We start from the raw sequence: 17,518 nt of genomic DNA, 5'->3' as shown, positions 1-17,518 counted from the left end.
TTATTACTGAATTTTATTCAACAAACATCTTCTCAAATATCCTAAAACAACATCCCATTTGGATAACAACTTAAGAGTCATCCAAGGGATAAAACTGAGTAAAAAGGAGTCTTGAGTTTTCAGGATGAGGATTAATCTAGGAAAATTCAATTTTCGTTAGTGGTAAAATCCTAAACTGCTTGACGCCTGTTACTACAATGAGACACTTTGGTATCCCCAAAAAAGAGCCAGCTTATTGGTTTGGTTAGCAAAGTTACGTCGACTGTTACTGGGTTTGGGTAGAGAAACCCTCAAGTTATGGCTAGCGTTACTCCTTCAGTTGGCCATAAAGCCTTTTGGGCATAAATGAACTCCTCCAAATACGCGGTAAGCAATGCCTAGCGCCTTTGTCTAAGGAAGGGTAGAGTGTTTGGAGGAAACCTCGCAACAGACTTCTTTTGGCAACACACCGCCTCTTTTATACTCCTAAAATTATTATCTATGGAGCTTAATTTAGTCTCTAGCACATAGTGAGCAATATCTAATTCATTGTATAAACCTAAGCGTCTTACGGTTCGAGTAGTGCTTTAACTTTTTTATTTAACTACCGCAACACCAACACCAGTTAGCTACTAAGCAATAAAAAGAGGCTATATGGACGCTGGATGAAGAATCGGCAAGGTTTTTAATCCTATTTTTCGACTTCCCTGCCACTAATACTTGTCTTAGGGATAGTTTTGATTGCTAAATTGGTAAGAGATATTTGTCTAATAGTATACGTTACTTTTAGATTTTGTTGTTCTGATATTGCTGACTCTACCATGACTACCATAAATAAAATTTACCTGCAAGTGTTAGCGCAACTCTTACTAAGGGAAAACTTAATAAGCAGCTTCATCTGGATTATCGAGCCAGCTTTGACTGCTGTATATAGTCTCAGACATTTCCTAAAGGAGGTGAGGGAAAATTTGGCAAGCAAGCATCAACTCTGTAACACTAAAACTGACGATAAAAAAAGTTACGCTGCACTAAAGCGAATAGCAATCGGCACAAGCCATTGAGACAAATTACTGTGAGTAAACGCTACCACACTCAGCAGTCATGTAGCCAAACAGCTTTATTGGTCGAAATGCTCTGCTCTTACCTGACTCAGAAACATCCTTACCTGATCAGATTATTCTTTACCCGACTGCCATTGCAGCAGGAAAGCGGTGCATGAAATCCCCAGCAAACAGTAAGCCTAAAATTTTGGTTGTCGATGACGAACCAGACAACCTTGACTTGCTTTACCGCACTTTCTATCGCGACTATAAGGTGCTAAGGGCAACCTCTGGGCCGGCGGCACTGGATTTGCTCTCTCAAGAGGGAGAAGTCGCAGTGATCATCTCCGATCAGCGGATGCCGATGATGAGCGGTACGGAATTTTTGAGCCTGACAGCAACTCAATATCCTGATATCATCCGGATTATCTTAACTGGTTACACCGATGTCGAAGATTTGGTGGAAGCAATTAACGCTGGTAAGGTATTTAAATATGTTACTAAACCGTGGGAAGCAGAGGAACTCAAAGCAGTGGTACGCCAAGCTTTGGATACCCACAATGTTCTCAAAGCTCGTACCCGCGAACTTACCCGCACACTCCGTCAAGAATCGCTACTGAACACTGTCACAAATACTATTCGTAGTGCTTTAGACTATCGGCAAATTTTGCAAGCAATTGTGGATACAGTGGGTCATATGCTGGAAGTGGATGTCTGTCTTTTACGTCCCTTTCAAGATGAGCAATTAGTGGATCAAGGATTCATTTATCAGAAAGCAGTTAGTGAGAGTAGAAGAGGGGGAGACTGGGAGACTGGGAGAGAAAATGATTCTTCTTTCCCCCTACTCAACCCCAATTCCAAAGGTGAATCTCTAGCTCTTCCTATCCCTTCTCCCTCCTTATTAGCTCAGACAGTGTGGGAAACCCGTGAAGTACAGGTAATTCACGATGTAATTGATGATGAGCGGATTCAAGGAGATACTCCCGAATTGCGCCAACGCAGTGCTGCTTTTACTGCTGCGGAAATTTCTTCCAGTTTAGTAGTGCCACTAATTTGTCAGCAAGAACTGATGGCGGTATTAGCACTACACCAATGCTATCAACCCCGCGTTTGGGGAGAAGAGGAGGTACAACTGGTGTTGATGGTAGCCGATCAAGCAGCCTTAGCTTTGTCTCAAGCTTATGCTTACGAGCAAGTGCGTGCGCTTGCTAAACGAGAATCCCTAATTAACACGATTACCAGCGCGATTCGCTCTAGTTTAGATCCTCAAGATATATTTGCAGCTATCACCCAACAGTTAGGACAAGCTCTGCAAGTTAATGCCTGTGTCTTGTCTTTATGGACAGAGGAAGAAGAGTTTGTTCAATATGTCGGCTTGTATGATAGCTCTGAAAATCTCAAGGATTCCCTCAAAACAGCGGAGGCTCAGCACAAAATTAATAATATTGGCAAATCAAACCAGCAATTACCCGATTCGCAAGCACTAGTTAAGGATAATCCAATTCTGCAAGAAATGTTGCAGACACACCAACCAGTGGTCATTGCTGATACAAGGCATTCTCCTTTAGAAATTCAGGGTTTTAATTTGCCTTTGAAAATGCCAGCCCGATCGCTCATGGTTGTACCATTATTGGCTGATGGTAAATGTATCGGTAGTATTACCCTGGGTGAAGCTAGTAAAGCACGTCGGTGGTTGCCATCTGATATTGATTTGGCCAAAGCAGTAGCAGCTCAAGCAGCTATTGCTGTGCAGCAATCACGGCTATACGAAAAAACCCGCCAGCAAGCTGAACGTTTGTTGGAATTAGACAAACAAAAAACCGAATTTTTTCAAAATATCTCCCATGAGTTTCGTACTCCCATAACTTTGATTCAAGGGCCTTTAGAGTCAGCGATAGGAGCTGGTGAGGGGTTATCTTACTCGCAAAGTGCGATCGCTTTGCGTAACTCCCGCCGCCTTCTACGACTGGTAAATCAACTACTAGATTTGCAACGCTTGGATGCTGGGAGGATGCAGCCTAGTTTCCGCCCTTGCGATTTAGTTGAGTTTGTCAGCCAAATTGTTGAATCGTTTCGTCCTTACTGTGAGAAAAAAGGGTTACATCTCCTAACCGAGTTGGATAAATGTCCAACCGTGTACTTGGACATGGAAAAATTTGACAAGGTGATTTACAACCTGCTGTCAAATGCCATGAAGTTTACTCCTGAAGGAGGAACAATCAGTGTTAAGCTACAGCCTGAAGATGACCGTTGCATAGTGCAAGTACAAGATACCGGAATAGGTATTGTTCAAGAACAAATTCCTCACCTATTTGAGCGCTTCCGCCAAGCTGAAGGCTCAGAAAATCGCTCCTATGAAGGCAGTGGCTTAGGTTTAGCTTTAGTTAAAGAATTAGTGGAACTGCATGGTGGTAGTATTTCTCTGGAATCAGTTTACGGTCAAGGTACTACTTTTCCCTTATCGCTGATTACAGGCAATGCTCACTTACCTGCACAGCAAGTACTAGCAACGCCAGTTGAACTCAACACAAGCCGCGCTAGCGTAGAATTGGCTGATTTAGAACTGGTAGAGTCAACAACAGACAATAATATTGAAAATATTGAAAATATTGAAAGTATTACAAAAGATTTATCGCTTAGTTCTCACACTCAGGACTCAGGACTTAGTACTAAAGACTTAGCACTCAAAACGCAGCATTGTATTTTAGTCGTAGACGATAATCAGGATTTGCGAGCTTATGTATCTGAGATTCTCCGTCGCAATGGTTATCAAGTGCAAACCGCTCGAAACGGTTATGAAGGTTACAGTCTAGCTCAGAAAATAACACCCAGCTTAATTGTGACTGACTTAATGATGCCCTTAGTGACTGGATTAGAGATGATTCAGATGATCCGCAGTGAGGAGAAACTCAAAGGTACACCAATCATCCTGCTCACAGCGAAAGTTGACGAAGAAACCCGCATCGAAAGTACAGAACATGGTGCAGATGCTTATTTAGCTAAACCATTTAATGACCGGGAACTTCTGGCAGAGGTTCGGAATCTTTTAGCTTTGAAGGAAAATGAACGGCGAGTTTTGGAGCTAAATACTTACCTCACAGAATCGGTGCTAAAGCGTTTTTTACCAGCTGTATTGGTACAAAAAGCCGCCGCTGGAACTTTGACGCTAGATTTACGCCCTGAACCACGTTTGATTACAGTTTTGTTTAGTGACATTGTGGGTTTTACTCAGCTAGCAAATACCCTTAGATCCCGACGAGTGGCAGAGTTACTGAATGAATATTTAGAAGCTATGACTAAGGTTGTATTTGAGAATGGCGGGACTGTAGATAAATTTATGGGAGACGCTATTTTAGCTTTATACGGAGCGCCGGAAGAACTAACCCCTAATGAACAGGTACGTCGTGCCATTAATACAGCAAAAGCAATGCATCGCTCACTAGCTCTGTTAAACGAGCGTTGGCGATCGCAAGGTATATTCGATAGTGACAGACTTACTGGTGTACAGTTTCGCTGTGGCATTCACCAAGGTACGGCGGTTGTGGGGATGTTTGGTAGCGCTGAACGTGCTGATTACACCGCTATTGGCCCAAGTGTGAATATTGCTGCTAGGTTGCAATCTGCCGCTGTTCCCGGTACTATTCTGGTTTCTGCTGCCGTCGCTGATTATTTGCTGGAAGAAGAAATTACTAAAGGTAAGCCGCTAGAACTAAAAGGAGTCGATGAAACAGTTCTAACCTTCGCTGTTAGACCAGAGCTAATGGCTAATCGCTAAAATTCATACTGGATTTTGAAGCATTAGCAATGAGTAACAGTGCCTAATCATAATCCAGTTTTAAATTATAGTATGACATCATCGGTTGCAGACAAAACTCCAATTTCAGCCAAGGTCTGGAGGCGACACACAGATCCACCAGGGTTTTGGATTGCTGTAGTTGTAGGTTCAGTTTCACTGCACTTGTTGGCATTCTGGCTAATACGCTCAACTGGATTTAGCCGCTTGATGCAACAGCAAAACAAAGCCGCTATTCCGATTGAAGTTGTAGAGATTTCTTCTCAGACAAAACCAAGAGCAAGAAAAGTTGGGTCTAAACCAAGAGCCTTATCAGCCAAGCCACGATATCGAAATCAAAATAAACAAGCAACTAATTCACCGAAGCAAGTAGTTCGACAAGATAAGTTAACAGCAAAACCTGCTCCTGATGCTCAAGATAGGAGTGCTATGGGTTTTGCAGAACAACGGCAACGTGAGCAGGCTGAACAAGTCCAGCGTCAACAGGCCGAACAATTGCAACGCGAACTGGCTGAGCAACGCCAGCGTGAACAATCTCAACAACTTCAACGCGAACAGGATGAGCAACTCCAGGCTGAACAACTTCAGCGCGAACAGGCTGAGCAACGTCAGCGTGAACAATTACAGCGCGAACAGGATGAGCAACTCCAGGCTGAACAATTACAGCGCGAACAGGACGAGCAACGTCAGCGTGAACAATTGCAGCGCGAACAGGATGAGCAACTCCAGGCTGAACAATTACAGCGCGAACAGGACGAGCAACTCCAGCGTGAACAATCTGAACAACTTCAACGTGAACAGGACGAGCAACGCCAGCGTGAACAAGCTCAACAAACTAATATCCAAGCGTCATCGCCGCCAACATCTGGCGATGTACCAGCCAGTACTAATACCCAAGAGCCGTCCTCACAAATATCCAATGCTCCTATTGGAAGACTATTAGCCAGTTTGGTGGGAGAACCTCAGCAGTTAGAAAGAGATAGACATACTCATCCAGCTGTAATTAAACCAAGCGATGAGCCATTTTCTAAGGGTCTTGAGTATGTAAAGTTTATCGAAGGAAAACCTGGCCAACCTGTAGAATTTACTGCAATATTAACAATTTCTGAGAAAGGCAAACTTGAGAAGATTGCTATTCAAGATGATGCAGTACCAGTAGAGGAAAGAAGCTATTATGAAGATTTCGTTGCCGATGAAGTTTTCAAAGGCTGGGAATTTCAACCTGCATATGACAATGATCCGAATGATCCAAAGCCTAGTAATCTTATAGTACGTATTAAAATACAGCCCCTCCCCTGATAACTAAATGCTTGAATTTTAGTAGAATCTGTGTTAAATTTATAAAGTTGGAAATTTGCGGGCGTAGTTTAGTGGTAAAACTATAGCCTTCCAAGCTATTAATGCGGGTTCGATTCCCGCCGCCCGCTTTAGTTTGTATTAATTAAGGTCGACGAGAACCCTTATAATGAACACCCGTTTAATCAATTAAACGGGTTTTTACGCTTTTAAAAGAAAATCAAGATTAGCACTAGAATCATATTCAACAATTGGTTCACCAAATTTGAATAAATGTAATGGTTTTTTGCCGATTAACTTTACAGATGAACCTTCAATATTTAATATGGTTCCCTCTTCTAAACCAACTACATAAATAGCAGGATTTAAAACTAAAAATTCTCGGATTCTTTGCTCTCTCGCTTCTCCATTATGATTGGGTATAGCGGCATCTGTATAGTGAGGATTTATTTGAAAAGGTACTAAATCTAATCCGTTAAAACTTACAGGTTCAATGATTGGCATATCATTGGTTGTTTTTAATGTCGGGCAAGCTGCGTTTGAGCCTGCACTCCAGCCAATATAAGGAATTCCCTTATTTACTTGTTCTCTAATAGTTGCAATAATTCCCGTTTTATGTAACCAGTCAAACAAATGAAAAGTGTTGCCACCACCAACTACTATAGCTTCGGCTTGTTTGATTGATTCGTGAGAATTTGTAGATAAATGAATAGGTTCAATACCATAACCTATATCTTGAAAGACTTGAGTTACTTTAGCAGTGTATTCATCAAAAGAAAAAGTCACACCAGCAAAAGGAATAAATATTATTTTCTTGATTGAGTTACCTAAAAAACTTTTAATTACTTGACGTGGATAAAATAAATAATCTTCACCGAAATTAGTGGAATTACTAAGTAATAATAATCTTTTTGTCATCAGGGTAAATCCAACTATGACAATCCTAATTGATGCGTGAATGTGCTGCGGTTGCCAACTCTTACCACTTACACTTAAGATTTTTCACATATCAATTGAGATTGCTATGTGACAGCTTCTAAATACTTTCAAGCAGCAGCTTGGGTAAATAAATGTTTAGGTATTGTGTGTACCTAATTGCTGCAACATAAGCAATGTAAACAATTTAACCAAATCTGCCGCTAACGTAATCTCGCGTATCTTCTTGTTTGGGATTGTTGAAAATTACTTCTGTCGAGTCGTATTCTACTAGAAAACCGTTACGGCCTCCAGTTTCTGTAGTCCGAACATTAAAAAAGGCCGTCTTATCAGAAACCCGTGCTGCTTGTTGCATATTGTGGGTGACGATGACGATAGTATATTGCTCTTTAAGTTCGTGAATTAGTTCTTCTACACGTAGAGTAGAAATTGGATCAAGAGCTGAGCAGGGTTCGTCCATTAGTATAACTTCAGGTTGTACTGCGATCGCTCGCGCAATACACAACCGCTGTTGTTGTCCACCAGATAAAGACGAGCCACTTTGTCTTAGTTTGTCTTTAACTTCATCCCACAAAGCTGCTTGCCGCAAACTCCGTTCCACTAGGTCATCCATATTACCTTTGTAGCCATTGATTTTAGCTCCAAAAGCAATATTGTCATAAATGGATTTTGGAAACGGGTTTGGTCTTTGAAACACCATGCCAATTCTCCGACGCACCTCTACAGGATCGATGTCGGATGCATATAAGTTTTTATCGTAGAAAAATATCTTACCTTCTGCACGAAATGTTTCAATTAGGTCGTTGAGACGGTTATAGCATCGCAGCAACGTACTTTTACCACAACCTGAAGGGCCAATAAAAGCTGTTACTTTATTTTTCGGTATATCTAGCCAAATATTCTGTAATGCCAGAAACTTCCCGTAGTAAACGTTAAGATTTTCTGTGCGTAAAACTGTATCAGTATGATTCACTGTGCTAGTGTTAGTAGCCATAAAGTAAGTCTATTGTTAGTTTGAGTGACGGTAATGTGTTCTGTAGAGCTATTTCACTAAGCTCTTTTGCGAGTTGCCCAGCGAGCGATGATACTTGTGATTAAAACCATCAAGACCAAAATTAAAGAGGCGGCCCAAGCTAGTGACTGCCAATTCGGAAACGGAGAAATTGCGTACTTATAAACTAAAACAGCAAGGGAAGCTGTGGGTTGAAATATACTATCTGGCCAAAAGTTGGAAAACAGAGCAGTAAACAGTAAGGGTGCAGTTTCTCCCGCTGCTCGTGCTATTGATAATGTTGCTCCAGTTACAATTGCAGGTAGAGCAGCTGGCAAAACCACTTGAGTTACTGTTTGAAAGTTAGTTGCTCCTAAACCCACAGACGCTTGTCGTAAATCTTGGGAGACTAACTGTAACGCTTCATCAGTGGTTCGCAAAATAATTGGCAACATCAAAATTGCTAGTGCAAAGCCACCACCGAGAGCTGAATATGAGCCTAGATTCAGCTTTACCAGTGTCAAAACTACAATTCCATAAGCAAATACCCCAGCAATAATTGAGGGGACTCCACTTAGGACGTTAGCCGCAAAACGTACCCATCTGGCTACTTGGTTAGAGCTGAATTCTGTAATATAAATCGCTCCCAATACGCCAAAGGGAATACTAATCAACGCACCAATTCCTACCATTAATAGTGTTCCCAAAATGGCGTTACCAAAACCTCCTCCCTTTTGTAAAGCTTTGGGTGGCAATTCAAAAAATATACTGGGATTTAAGCTGCCAAATCCTCTGATAATGACGTAAGAAAGCACTGCTAATAAAGGCAAAAGTGCCAATAATCCGCAAAAAAATGCTACTCCTGTCATCACTGTATTAAACAGCGTTCTCTGAGACATGGGGGAGCGAGTTAGACTGCGCTCTGGAAAATTAAGAGTCATAATTCAACTCAACTACACTCGCTTGACTCGGAGAACGATAAATTCAGCCATAATATTGACCGCTAGCGTCAAGAAAAATAGCACTAAAGCAGCGTACATTAAAGCTGCAACTTGTAAACCACTAGCTTCTGAGAATTGATTTGCCAATAGAGAAGAAATCGTATTGGCAGGTGCTAAAAGAGAAATACTAATGTTGTTGGAGTTACCAATCAACATTGTTACAGCCATTGTTTCTCCCATTGCCCGACCGAGTGCCAACATTACAGCACTAACTATGCCCGAAAAAGCTGCTGGGATGAGAACTTTCAAAATGGTTTCCCAACGGGTCGCTCCTAGTCCTACAGCTGCTTGGCGCAAACTGGGGGGTATTGAAATTAAAGCATCGCGGGATATGGCTGTGATGATAGGCAAGGTCATAATCGCTAAGATGATTCCCGCGGGTAACATTCCTGGCCCTGTAGGAGAGGTGCTAAAAATTGGCAACCAACCAAAGTAACTGTTAAGCCATTTTCCCAAGTTGTTTAAAATCGGAATCAAAACAAAAATACCCCATACTCCGTAAACAACACTGGGAATAGCTGCCAGCAGTTCTACCAAGAATACAAGCACAAGTCGCACTTGTGAGGGAAGGAAATTCTCGCTCAGTAAAACAGCCGTGCCAACACCAATGGGTACAGCAATCAAAAGACCGATAAAAGAACTTACAATAGTTCCGTAAACTTGGGGCAGTACCCCATACTGATCGTTTACTGGATTCCAGGTGCTTTTGGTTAAAAAGCTGGCGCCAAATTCTTGAATAGCAGGCCAAGCCCCAATTGCAACTTGTAACCCAATCCATAATAAGGTAGCAGCGATCGCAAAAGCAAAAACCCGTGTCAGTAAAATAAAACCCCGATCCAGTGACTTTTCTGCCTCAGAACGAGTTTTGATTCCTGATGAGATGCTAGAAGAATTTGTAGCCATGACTACCGACAATAATAATTAAATCAGAGAAAAATGTTCGAGGCAACTAGATTTAGTAAAATCGTCGCCTCATCATTTCTTTTACTTAAGCCATGAGTAAATTACGCTTGCAAGTGGCAAATCCCAACAAAACCATAAGTTCATCAATTTATGAACTAAATGTGTCTTATGTTTTACTCTCAAGCTCATTACTTGCTAGCACTTGTACCACCGCTAACAGCAATTTTATACTCTGGACTGATTTGGTCAGCAGCAGTAGCCACCTTTGTGATCACGTTTTGCGGTAGAGGTACATATCCTAGTTGGGCAGCCTGCTTCTGCCCATCGGTTAAAGCGTATTCAATAGCAGCTTCAACTGCTTTGGCTTTTGCTGCATCGGGATATTTTTTGTAAGCCAGAATCCATGTGTAGGTGACGATAGGATAAGAATCAGCCCCTTCTGGATCGGAAATAAAGACACGGAGATCCGCTGGTAGAGTTACTGATTCCAAAGTTTTAGATGCCGATTCTTCGCTAGCCACAACAAATTTACCGCCTTTGTTTTCTAAAGCAGCAAACTTGAGATTGTTTTGTTTGGCATAGCCGTACTCAACATAGCCAATGGAACCTTGAGTTTGCAGGACTTGGGCTGTTACACCCTCATTACCTTTTGCACCAACTCCCACAGGCCAGTTGACAGTTTTGCCTTCACCAACTTTACTTTTCCACTCTGGGCTGATGGCGCTCAGGTGTTTTGTGAATACACCTGTGGTTCCGCTACCATCAGAACGATAAATGACTGCGATCGGCTGGCTAGGAAGCTTAGCACCAGGGTTAGCCGCAGCTATTTTCGGGTCATTCCAGGTTTTGATTTTGCCTAACAAGATATCGCTATAAACTGCCCGTGGTAATTTCAATTCTGGAACATCTGGTAAGTTGTAAGCTAGTACAATGCTTCCAGCTGTTACGGGTAACAAAATGACACCCTTATCCGGTGCAACTTTTTTGATTTCCTCATCCTTCATCGCAACATCGCTAGCACCAAAGTCTACAGTGCCTTTGATAAATTGCTCAACTCCAGCACCGCTACCAACTGATTCATAGTTGACTTGCAGATTTGGATACTTTTTATTCAAATCACTGAACCACGTGTCGTATAGTGGTGCTGGAAAAGACGCACCAGCTCCTGTTAACCTAACGTTTCCACCAAGGTCTAATTTGGTGGAGCTAGAGGCAGTGGTATCTTTAGCAGTACCAGTGGTATCTTTCCCAGTACCAGTCGTAGCTGTATTATCTGAAGCTTGCTGTCCGCCACAAGCAGCTAGGCTAAGTGCCAGTGCTAGTAATGGAATTGAAGCTATTAAAGGGGAATTTTTTATCACAGTTAAATTAGAGAGCATCGCTGCCAATTTTTTAGTAAATTTCCAAGGGAAGCGCTTCTAAGATACCCTTAAAGGGTAGGGGTAAAGGTAAACAAAAGGTTAACAAAATCAAAAATCCATATTTTTTTTAGATAAAGTTCAAGTTCTCATCTTGAGTCTGCAATGACACAATTTATACTTTTATCTCCAGAGATTAACTAGTAAACAATACGGATATAATTTATTATTATTTTTACAAAAGTTAATTGACAGTACAGTTTTATTAAAAATAAAAAATATAATTGCAAGTGCGTTTGTATACAGCAATTAACTTAATTATTTTAAATAATATAATATTGGTAAAAGTTAAATTGTATTTTTTAAGTTTAGCATATATAGAATAAGTATCTAAATAAACAGTAAGTGGAACTATTGCTTAAAATACGCATAATTTTATACTTGTAAAAGTATAGTTTGCGATCGCGTAAATATAAATATCAGATCAACAAACTGTATTAAATAGTTTGCAGTCAAATCTTGTGTTGTGCTAAATAAATTCGATATATACTATAAGCTTACTGATATTTTTTACTAGATTTAATTGTAGCAACCAGTAAAATTAAAACTACGCCTTTGTTAAAACAATTAGACTATATACCCCTGAGCCAAAATGGCTAAAAATGAAAAGTTAAATACAAAACAGTCAAAAAGAAATATGTTAGTTCTTAATGTCTCTGTACAGATTTTATTTAAAACCTAATGCCTATAGTGCTTATTGTTAGTTTTTCCTTGTGCTTTTCCCCTTTTATCTGATAAATGTTTGCTGTTTCCAATCAACTACTATGGTCTATGATTGGCTTACTCCTCACAATGGGTGGTACCTTCCTAGAAGTTTACGGTATCACCTTACCTTGGAGTTGGAGTAAGCACGGAATTCAGACTTTTTCTTTAGGAGTCACTTTTCAAATTGGTGCAGTCTTGCTCGTAGGTTGTTTAGGGGGCAAAAATGCTGGTGCGCTCTCGCAAATTGCGTACTTAGTTATGGGTTTAACTTCACTATCGGTATTTGCTGATGGTGGCGGTATTGATTATATTAAGCTATCTCAGTTTGGCTATCTGCTAGGTTTTATCCCAGGAGCTTGGATTTGTGGCTTTTTAGCTTTTAAAGCTAGACCTAAATTGGAGACTTTAGCTTTTAGTTGCGTTTGTGGCTTGTTAACTCTCCACGTATGCGGTATTACTTATTTGATTATTAGCTATCTTTTTCAGTGGAAAGGCACAGAAAATTTACCCTTGACACAAGCAATCCTCAAATATTCCTGGTTTGCCCTACCAGGCCAACTAGCCGTAGTCTGCGCTGTCACTGTAATTGCATATATATTGCGTCACTTAATGTTTTATTAGTCATTACTCCATTGTCATTTGTCCTTTGCCAAAAGCTAATGACCCTTATGGGTTTGCCATATATTCCATTTGGTGAGACTCCAGACAGGATTGTACTGCCTTATCGCGCTGGTTCACCAATGGCTAATAATCAATATTTCGACTTCTCTGCGAGACGCTACGCCAACACTCAGTACAAGTGACCAATAACCAATGACTAATTCGCCATGCCTTTAAAAAATCACCTTTTCTGGCTTGCTGCCTTCATAGCTTTTTTCTTAGACCAACTAACAAAATACTGGGTGGTACAAACGTTCAGTTTGGGCCAAACACTACCACTCTTGCCAAAAATATTTCATCTGACTTATGTTACTAACACTGGTGCAGCTTTTAGTCTGTTAAGTGGCAAAGTAGAGTGGTTACGTTGGTTATCTCTAGGAGTAAGTTTAGTATTGATAACGCTGGCGTTGTTGGGCCCAGTGTTAAATCGTTGGGATCAGCTAGGCTATGGCTTAATTTTAGGTGGAGCTATGGGCAATGGTATTGATCGCTTTGCCTTAGGCTACGTCGTTGATTTTCTCGATTTCCGTCTAATTAACTTTGCTGTATTTAATGTGGCAGATTCATTTATTAGTATAGGTATAATTTGCTTGTTAATTGCTTCCTTGCAAAAAACACCAACATCTAATCAGCGATAACTGTAATACGTTTAAGATAAACTTAAAGTTAGCCCCAGTAAGGATAGGACAATTAGAGAAAAGATAATAAGTAATAGTAAAATTTTTTCTTAGTGTTACTTCTTATCTTTTCTCTGTTAGCTTTTTTTCTTAATTTAATTGTATAAAAATACAGTTAAATAAAAATACAGTCTTATTAACCTTTAGTGTTTGATGATGGTAAGTTAGGCTTCACTGTAACCCACACCACAAGAGATCCAAAGTTATGATTTAGCAGATGTACGCCCCTACTTATGTATTTACAGCAGATTTCAAGTTGATGAAGTATACAACATAGGTCTCAAAGTCAGGTATAAAGCCTTCTTGCCTTCTGCATTCTGAATTCTGCTGGTCAGGTATTTAGTAAAAAGGTAGTGGAAAGCTTCTGTATTAAGGAGTAAGGTTTTTGCTGCCACTATTAATGAATAATTACAAATTTAGCATCACCTTATCTTAAGACAACAAAGCCTAGGGTTATTAACCCCAGGCTTTTGATTTAGTCAATTTCCACTCACTTACTTCTAAGTGTGAAGACTTGACTTATTGGTTTGAGTGATTTTTATTGCACACCAACTAGTACAAATAGTACTAGATTTTAGATGCACCGATTATTATAAACACCAAGTTGGCATTAAATAAATTACGCCTCAGTTTTTAATTGCTCGTACCAGGAGTTGTTGGGGAACCAGAGCCTGGAACTGAACTTGGAGAACTGCTGCCAGGAGTACCAGATTCAGGCGATGTCGGAGCGCCTGGTGCTGGAGTAATGTTGCTGGGGCTGCCAGGCTCAGGTGATGTCGGAGCGCCTGGTGCTGGAGTAATGTTGCTGGGGCTGCCAGGCTCAGGTGATGTCGGAGTCTCTGGTGCTGGAGTAATGTTGCTGGGGCTGCCAGGCTCAGGCGATGCCGGAGCGCCTGGTGCTGGAGTGATGTTGCTGGGGCTGCCAGGCTCAGGTGAGGTTGGAGCGCCTGGTGCTGGAGTGATGTTGCTTGGGCTACCAGGCTCAGGTGATGTCGGAGTCTCTGGTGCTGGAGTGATGTTGCTGGGGCTGCCAGGCTCAGGCGATGTCGGAGCGCCTGGTGCTGGAGTAGTGTTGCTGGGGCTGCCAGGCTCAGGTGATGTCGGAGCGCCTGGTGCTGGAGTAATGTTGCTGGGGGTGGTGTTGCTCTCAGATGGTGCGGTTTCTGGTGCTGTAGTGCTACCAGGGGTAGTGGGTGTAACTGCTGTACCGCCAGGGCAACGGGAATTAAGCGGGGATTTCTCGCATAAAATTTTGAAACCTTCTGGCGACAACTTAATTTCCGTTGGTGAACTGGTGGAGTTGCTGCTGGATTGTGCTATTGGGGATTTACTGGATTGAGCAACAGCAATATTAGTGGTGAATGCCAAAGTTAGAGCTGCACCAATCAGGGTCAGAGATTTTCCCATCATTCTTGAAATTAACCTCAACGGAACACTCGGCCTATTAAACCAAATAATAAAATTTATAAAATCTTCCTAAAAGTAGATGTTTAAGTTTATTACAGAATATGTGGATATATTAAAGCAGTAAAAATTAAATCCTTTATGTTTTATTAAGATGTATTCTTATATACCTTAAAAAATGCAGTTTCTCGTCTTCAACCAGTAATTGTTCATAAAATAGGCATTTTAGAAATATCTAAAAATTAATATTTCCGAAATGAGTAATAAATAAAACTTAAATAAGTGCAATTTTACTTAAAGCATTGGTATAAAAGATATTCAAAGAGCCTTATATTAAATTTCTTCTTTAGCTTATGAGTAAAATGGTGAAATACCTGCATTCAAAAAGTGCAATTCGCCCACTATTCACTAACAAGTGTGATGTAGACAGCCGATGAGTTCCCCCCGCCAACCACCTCAAAAGCCACAAACTTTACTTGGTCAACTGACTCAAGCAGTACATACTATTCAAGCTAGGGTCGATTTTTCCAAATTGGCGCTTAAGCCTAATGCTAAAGTACCAGAACTCTGGGTGCAGGATGCGGGAGCAGATAAAGCGGAGATATATCCACTATTAGGCGATCGCTATATTCTAGGTCGTAGTTCTAAATCCAGTGATATTGTCATTCGTAACCCAGTTGTCAGCCAAATTCATCTGTCACTGTCGCGAGATTCTACTCAACGTACACCTGTCTTTGTCATCAAAGACGAAAACTCCACCAATGGTATCTATCGTGGTAAGCGCCGAGTCAGTTCCTTAGAACTGCGTCACGGTGACATCCTCACTTTGGGGCCGCCAGAACTTGCTGCTTCTGTACGACTGCAATACGTTGATCCTCCTGCTTGGTATGTCAAAGGAGCAACTTGGGCAGTTTATGGTGTCGGTGGTGTTAGCGCTCTATTGGCTCTAGTTATTGGTGTCGAATGGCTAAAATTTAGAGTCAGGCCTCTACCAACAGCGACTCGCGCCCCAGTGGTAGTTTATGCCCGTGATGGAAGTACTCCCCTGCGAGCGCCTCGCACGACTTCTCATGTAGATATGAAGCGCTTAGAGGACTTCGGCCCCTATTTACCTGCTGCCGTCGTAGCCTCTGAGGATAGCCGTTACTACTGGCATTTTGGGGTTGACCCACTGGGAATTTTACGAGCCGTATTGATAAATAGCCGCAGCGGAGATGTGCAGCAAGGGGCTAGCACAGTGACTCAGCAAGTTGCCCGCAGTTTGTTCCGTGACTATGTAGGTAGGCAAGACTCCTTGGGGCGCAAATTGCGAGAGGCAATTGTCTCATTAAAGCTAGAGACGTTTTACAGCAAAGATGAAATTTTGCTGACCTATTTAAATCGGGTTTTTTTGGGTGGAGATACCTCTGGTTTCGAGGATGCCGCGCGGTATTACTTTGAGAAGTCGGCTAAAGAATTAACGCTCTCCGAAGCAGCAACCTTAGTGGGAATTTTACCTGCCCCTAATGCCTTCGATTTTTGTGGGGATGGGCCAAATAAGCTAGAAGCCGCTGAATACCGCAATCGCGTGCTTAAAAGGATGTTGGAGGCAGGCAAAATTAAACCAGAGGATGCAAATCGCGCTAGACGCTCCACCGTTCAAGTTAGCCCTAAAGTCTGCGAACAGCAAGCCAAAACGATCGCTCCTTATTTTTATAGTTACGTATTTCAAGAACTCGAATCAATTTTAGGGGAAGGAGCTGCAAAAGAAGGCAACTATATCATAGAGACCAAGCTCGATCCAGCAATACAGAGCCAAGCGGAAGCAGCCTTGCGTAATTCCGTAAACAATGCTGGCTCAACTTTTCGTTTTTCTCAAGGAGCAGTGGTCACTCTTGACTCTAGTACTGGTAGCATCCTCGCAATGGTAGGCGGGACTGATTACAAAAAAAGTCAGTTCAATCGTGCTGTACAAGCTCAAAGACAACCAGGTTCCACTTTCAAAATTTTTGCCTATACCGCCGCTATTGGGCAGGGAATTCCAGCGTCAAAAAGTTATTCTTGCGCTCCCCTAACTTGGCAAGGTTTTACTTATAAACCTTGTCGTGCTGGTGCAGATGGTAGTTTTGATATTGCCACTGGGCTGGCTCTTTCAGAAAATCCGATCGCTTTGCGAGTTGCTAGAGAAATCGGGTTAGATAAAGTAGTGTCTATGGCACAGCGTTTGGGGATAAAATCATCCCTCGATCCAGTTCCTGGCTTAGTACTGGGTCAAAGTGTGGTAAATGTTTTAGAAATGACTGGTGCTTTTGGGGCGATCGGCAATCGCGGTGTGTCGAATCCTCCCCATGCAATTAGCCGAATTCTAGATAGCGGTGATTGTAAGGATCGCAAAGATGTCAATACCTGCCGTGTAATCTACTCCTTTGACCAAAACCCAGCTGCAAACAAACGAGTTTTATCAAATGATGTAGCTGATGAGATGACTAGTTTGATGCGTGGTGTAGTCACAAGGGGTACGGGTCGCAGCGCTGCCATTGGGTTAGGCGAGGCTGGGAAAACCGGCACAACTAATAATAACGTTGACTTATGGTTTATTGGCTTTATCCCCAGTCGGCGACTCGTGACTGGTGTTTGGCTTGGAAACGATAATAATTCCCCTACATCTGGTAGTAGCGCTCAAGCAGCCCAGTTATGGGGCAATTATATGGGGAGAATTACAAGGTAAATTTGCAT

Annotated in this window: 13 protein-coding genes and 1 tRNA gene; 9 read left to right on the top strand and 5 right to left on the bottom strand. The window is 41.7% G+C overall.

Features of this window, described 5'->3' with window-relative positions; genetic code table 11:
• The first annotated feature begins 1,051 nt into the window (after window positions 1-1,051).
• The 4 genes from WKK05_RS32810 to WKK05_RS32795 all read left to right on the top strand — a co-directional run bounded on the left by WKK05_RS32810 (window position 1,052) and on the right by WKK05_RS32795 (window position 6,239).
• Window positions 1,052-1,198, top strand: coding sequence for a hypothetical protein (locus tag WKK05_RS32810; protein ID WP_341527164.1), 147 nt, complete (start codon window positions 1,052-1,054; stop codon window positions 1,196-1,198).
• On the top strand, window positions 1,195-4,794 hold the full coding sequence (locus tag WKK05_RS32805) for a response regulator (RefSeq protein ID WP_341527163.1): 3,600 nt from the start codon (window positions 1,195-1,197) through the stop codon (window positions 4,792-4,794). The genes WKK05_RS32810 and WKK05_RS32805 overlap by 4 nt, the downstream gene beginning before the upstream one ends.
• A gap of 72 nt (window positions 4,795-4,866) precedes the next feature.
• Window positions 4,867-6,111 (top strand): hypothetical protein, encoded by a 1,245-nt coding sequence (locus WKK05_RS32800; protein WP_341527162.1) that lies wholly within the window; start codon window positions 4,867-4,869, stop codon window positions 6,109-6,111.
• A gap of 57 nt (window positions 6,112-6,168) precedes the next feature.
• A tRNA-Gly gene (locus WKK05_RS32795) sits at window positions 6,169-6,239 on the top strand.
• 70 nt (window positions 6,240-6,309) lie between these two features.
• Here WKK05_RS32795 and pepE read toward each other — a convergent pair.
• The 5 genes from pepE to pstS form a co-directional block, all read right to left on the bottom strand.
• Window positions 6,310-7,026: a dipeptidase PepE gene (gene pepE / locus WKK05_RS32790; protein ID WP_341527161.1), complete on the bottom strand. Its 717-nt coding sequence runs from the start codon at window positions 7,024-7,026 to the stop codon at window positions 6,310-6,312.
• A gap of 205 nt (window positions 7,027-7,231) precedes the next feature.
• The gene (gene pstB / locus WKK05_RS32785; RefSeq protein WP_341527160.1) at window positions 7,232-8,038 is read right to left on the bottom strand and encodes a phosphate ABC transporter ATP-binding protein PstB; all 807 of its coding nucleotides are present in this window, start codon (window positions 8,036-8,038) and stop codon (window positions 7,232-7,234) included.
• A 56-nt stretch (window positions 8,039-8,094) separates the two neighbouring features.
• Window positions 8,095-8,976 carry a phosphate ABC transporter permease PstA gene (pstA, locus tag WKK05_RS32780; RefSeq protein WP_341527159.1) on the bottom strand — a complete coding sequence of 294 codons (882 nt, stop codon included), beginning with the start codon at window positions 8,974-8,976 and terminating at the stop codon, window positions 8,095-8,097.
• A 12-nt stretch (window positions 8,977-8,988) separates the two neighbouring features.
• Entirely contained in the window at window positions 8,989-9,939 is a 951-nt protein-coding gene (gene pstC, locus WKK05_RS32775) for a phosphate ABC transporter permease subunit PstC (RefSeq protein ID WP_341527158.1), read from the bottom strand.
• Window positions 9,940-10,127: 188 nt separating this feature from the next.
• Window positions 10,128-11,318, bottom strand: coding sequence for a phosphate ABC transporter substrate-binding protein PstS (pstS, locus tag WKK05_RS32770; protein WP_341527157.1), 1,191 nt, complete (start codon window positions 11,316-11,318; stop codon window positions 10,128-10,130).
• Window positions 11,319-12,095: 777 nt separating this feature from the next.
• Between pstS and WKK05_RS32765 the strand changes: the two genes are divergently transcribed.
• From WKK05_RS32765 to WKK05_RS32745, 5 genes are all read left to right on the top strand, one after another.
• Window positions 12,096-12,683 carry a biotin transporter BioY gene (locus WKK05_RS32765; RefSeq protein WP_341527156.1) on the top strand — a complete coding sequence of 196 codons (588 nt, stop codon included), beginning with the start codon at window positions 12,096-12,098 and terminating at the stop codon, window positions 12,681-12,683.
• A gap of 47 nt (window positions 12,684-12,730) precedes the next feature.
• Complete coding sequence (locus WKK05_RS32760) at window positions 12,731-12,865, top strand: hypothetical protein (protein WP_341527155.1); 135 nt, start codon at window positions 12,731-12,733, stop codon at window positions 12,863-12,865.
• Window positions 12,866-12,889: 24 nt separating this feature from the next.
• The gene (gene lspA / locus WKK05_RS32755; RefSeq protein WP_341527154.1) at window positions 12,890-13,360 is read left to right on the top strand and encodes a signal peptidase II; all 471 of its coding nucleotides are present in this window, start codon (window positions 12,890-12,892) and stop codon (window positions 13,358-13,360) included.
• A gap of 676 nt (window positions 13,361-14,036) precedes the next feature.
• Window positions 14,037-14,738 (top strand): hypothetical protein, encoded by a 702-nt coding sequence (locus WKK05_RS32750; RefSeq protein WP_341527153.1) that lies wholly within the window; start codon window positions 14,037-14,039, stop codon window positions 14,736-14,738.
• 498 nt (window positions 14,739-15,236) lie between these two features.
• Window positions 15,237-17,510 (top strand): transglycosylase domain-containing protein, encoded by a 2,274-nt coding sequence (locus WKK05_RS32745; RefSeq protein WP_341527152.1) that lies wholly within the window; start codon window positions 15,237-15,239, stop codon window positions 17,508-17,510.
• Window positions 17,511-17,518 lie beyond the last annotated feature (8 nt).

The organism is Nostoc sp. UHCC 0302, from assembly GCF_038096175.1.
GTDB lineage: Bacteria > Cyanobacteriota > Cyanobacteriia > Cyanobacteriales > Nostocaceae > UHCC-0302.
The sequence above is the reverse complement of the archived record's forward strand: the minus strand, read 5'-3'. Positions and strand labels throughout refer to the sequence as shown.

What these genes read in the sequence shown, in the direction of transcription:
- WKK05_RS32800 (WP_341527162.1), top strand. Translation starts at nt 4,867, where the DNA reads ATGACATCATCGGTTGCAGACAAAACTCCAATTTCAGCCAAGGTCTGG.
- pstS (WP_341527157.1), bottom strand. Translation starts at nt 11,318, where the DNA reads ATGCTCTCTAATTTAACTGTGATAAAAAATTCCCCTTTAATAGCTTCA.
- WKK05_RS32765 (WP_341527156.1), top strand. Translation starts at nt 12,096, where the DNA reads ATGTTTGCTGTTTCCAATCAACTACTATGGTCTATGATTGGCTTACTC.
- lspA (WP_341527154.1), top strand. Translation starts at nt 12,890, where the DNA reads ATGCCTTTAAAAAATCACCTTTTCTGGCTTGCTGCCTTCATAGCTTTT.
- WKK05_RS32805 (WP_341527163.1), top strand. Translation starts at nt 1,195, where the DNA reads ATGAAATCCCCAGCAAACAGTAAGCCTAAAATTTTGGTTGTCGATGAC.
- pstB (WP_341527160.1), bottom strand. Translation starts at nt 8,038, where the DNA reads ATGGCTACTAACACTAGCACAGTGAATCATACTGATACAGTTTTACGC.
- pepE (WP_341527161.1), bottom strand. Translation starts at nt 7,026, where the DNA reads ATGACAAAAAGATTATTATTACTTAGTAATTCCACTAATTTCGGTGAA.
- pstA (WP_341527159.1), bottom strand. Translation starts at nt 8,976, where the DNA reads ATGACTCTTAATTTTCCAGAGCGCAGTCTAACTCGCTCCCCCATGTCT.
- pstC (WP_341527158.1), bottom strand. Translation starts at nt 9,939, where the DNA reads ATGGCTACAAATTCTTCTAGCATCTCATCAGGAATCAAAACTCGTTCT.
- WKK05_RS32745 (WP_341527152.1), top strand. Translation starts at nt 15,237, where the DNA reads ATGAGTTCCCCCCGCCAACCACCTCAAAAGCCACAAACTTTACTTGGT.
- WKK05_RS32760 (WP_341527155.1), top strand. Translation starts at nt 12,731, where the DNA reads ATGGGTTTGCCATATATTCCATTTGGTGAGACTCCAGACAGGATTGTA.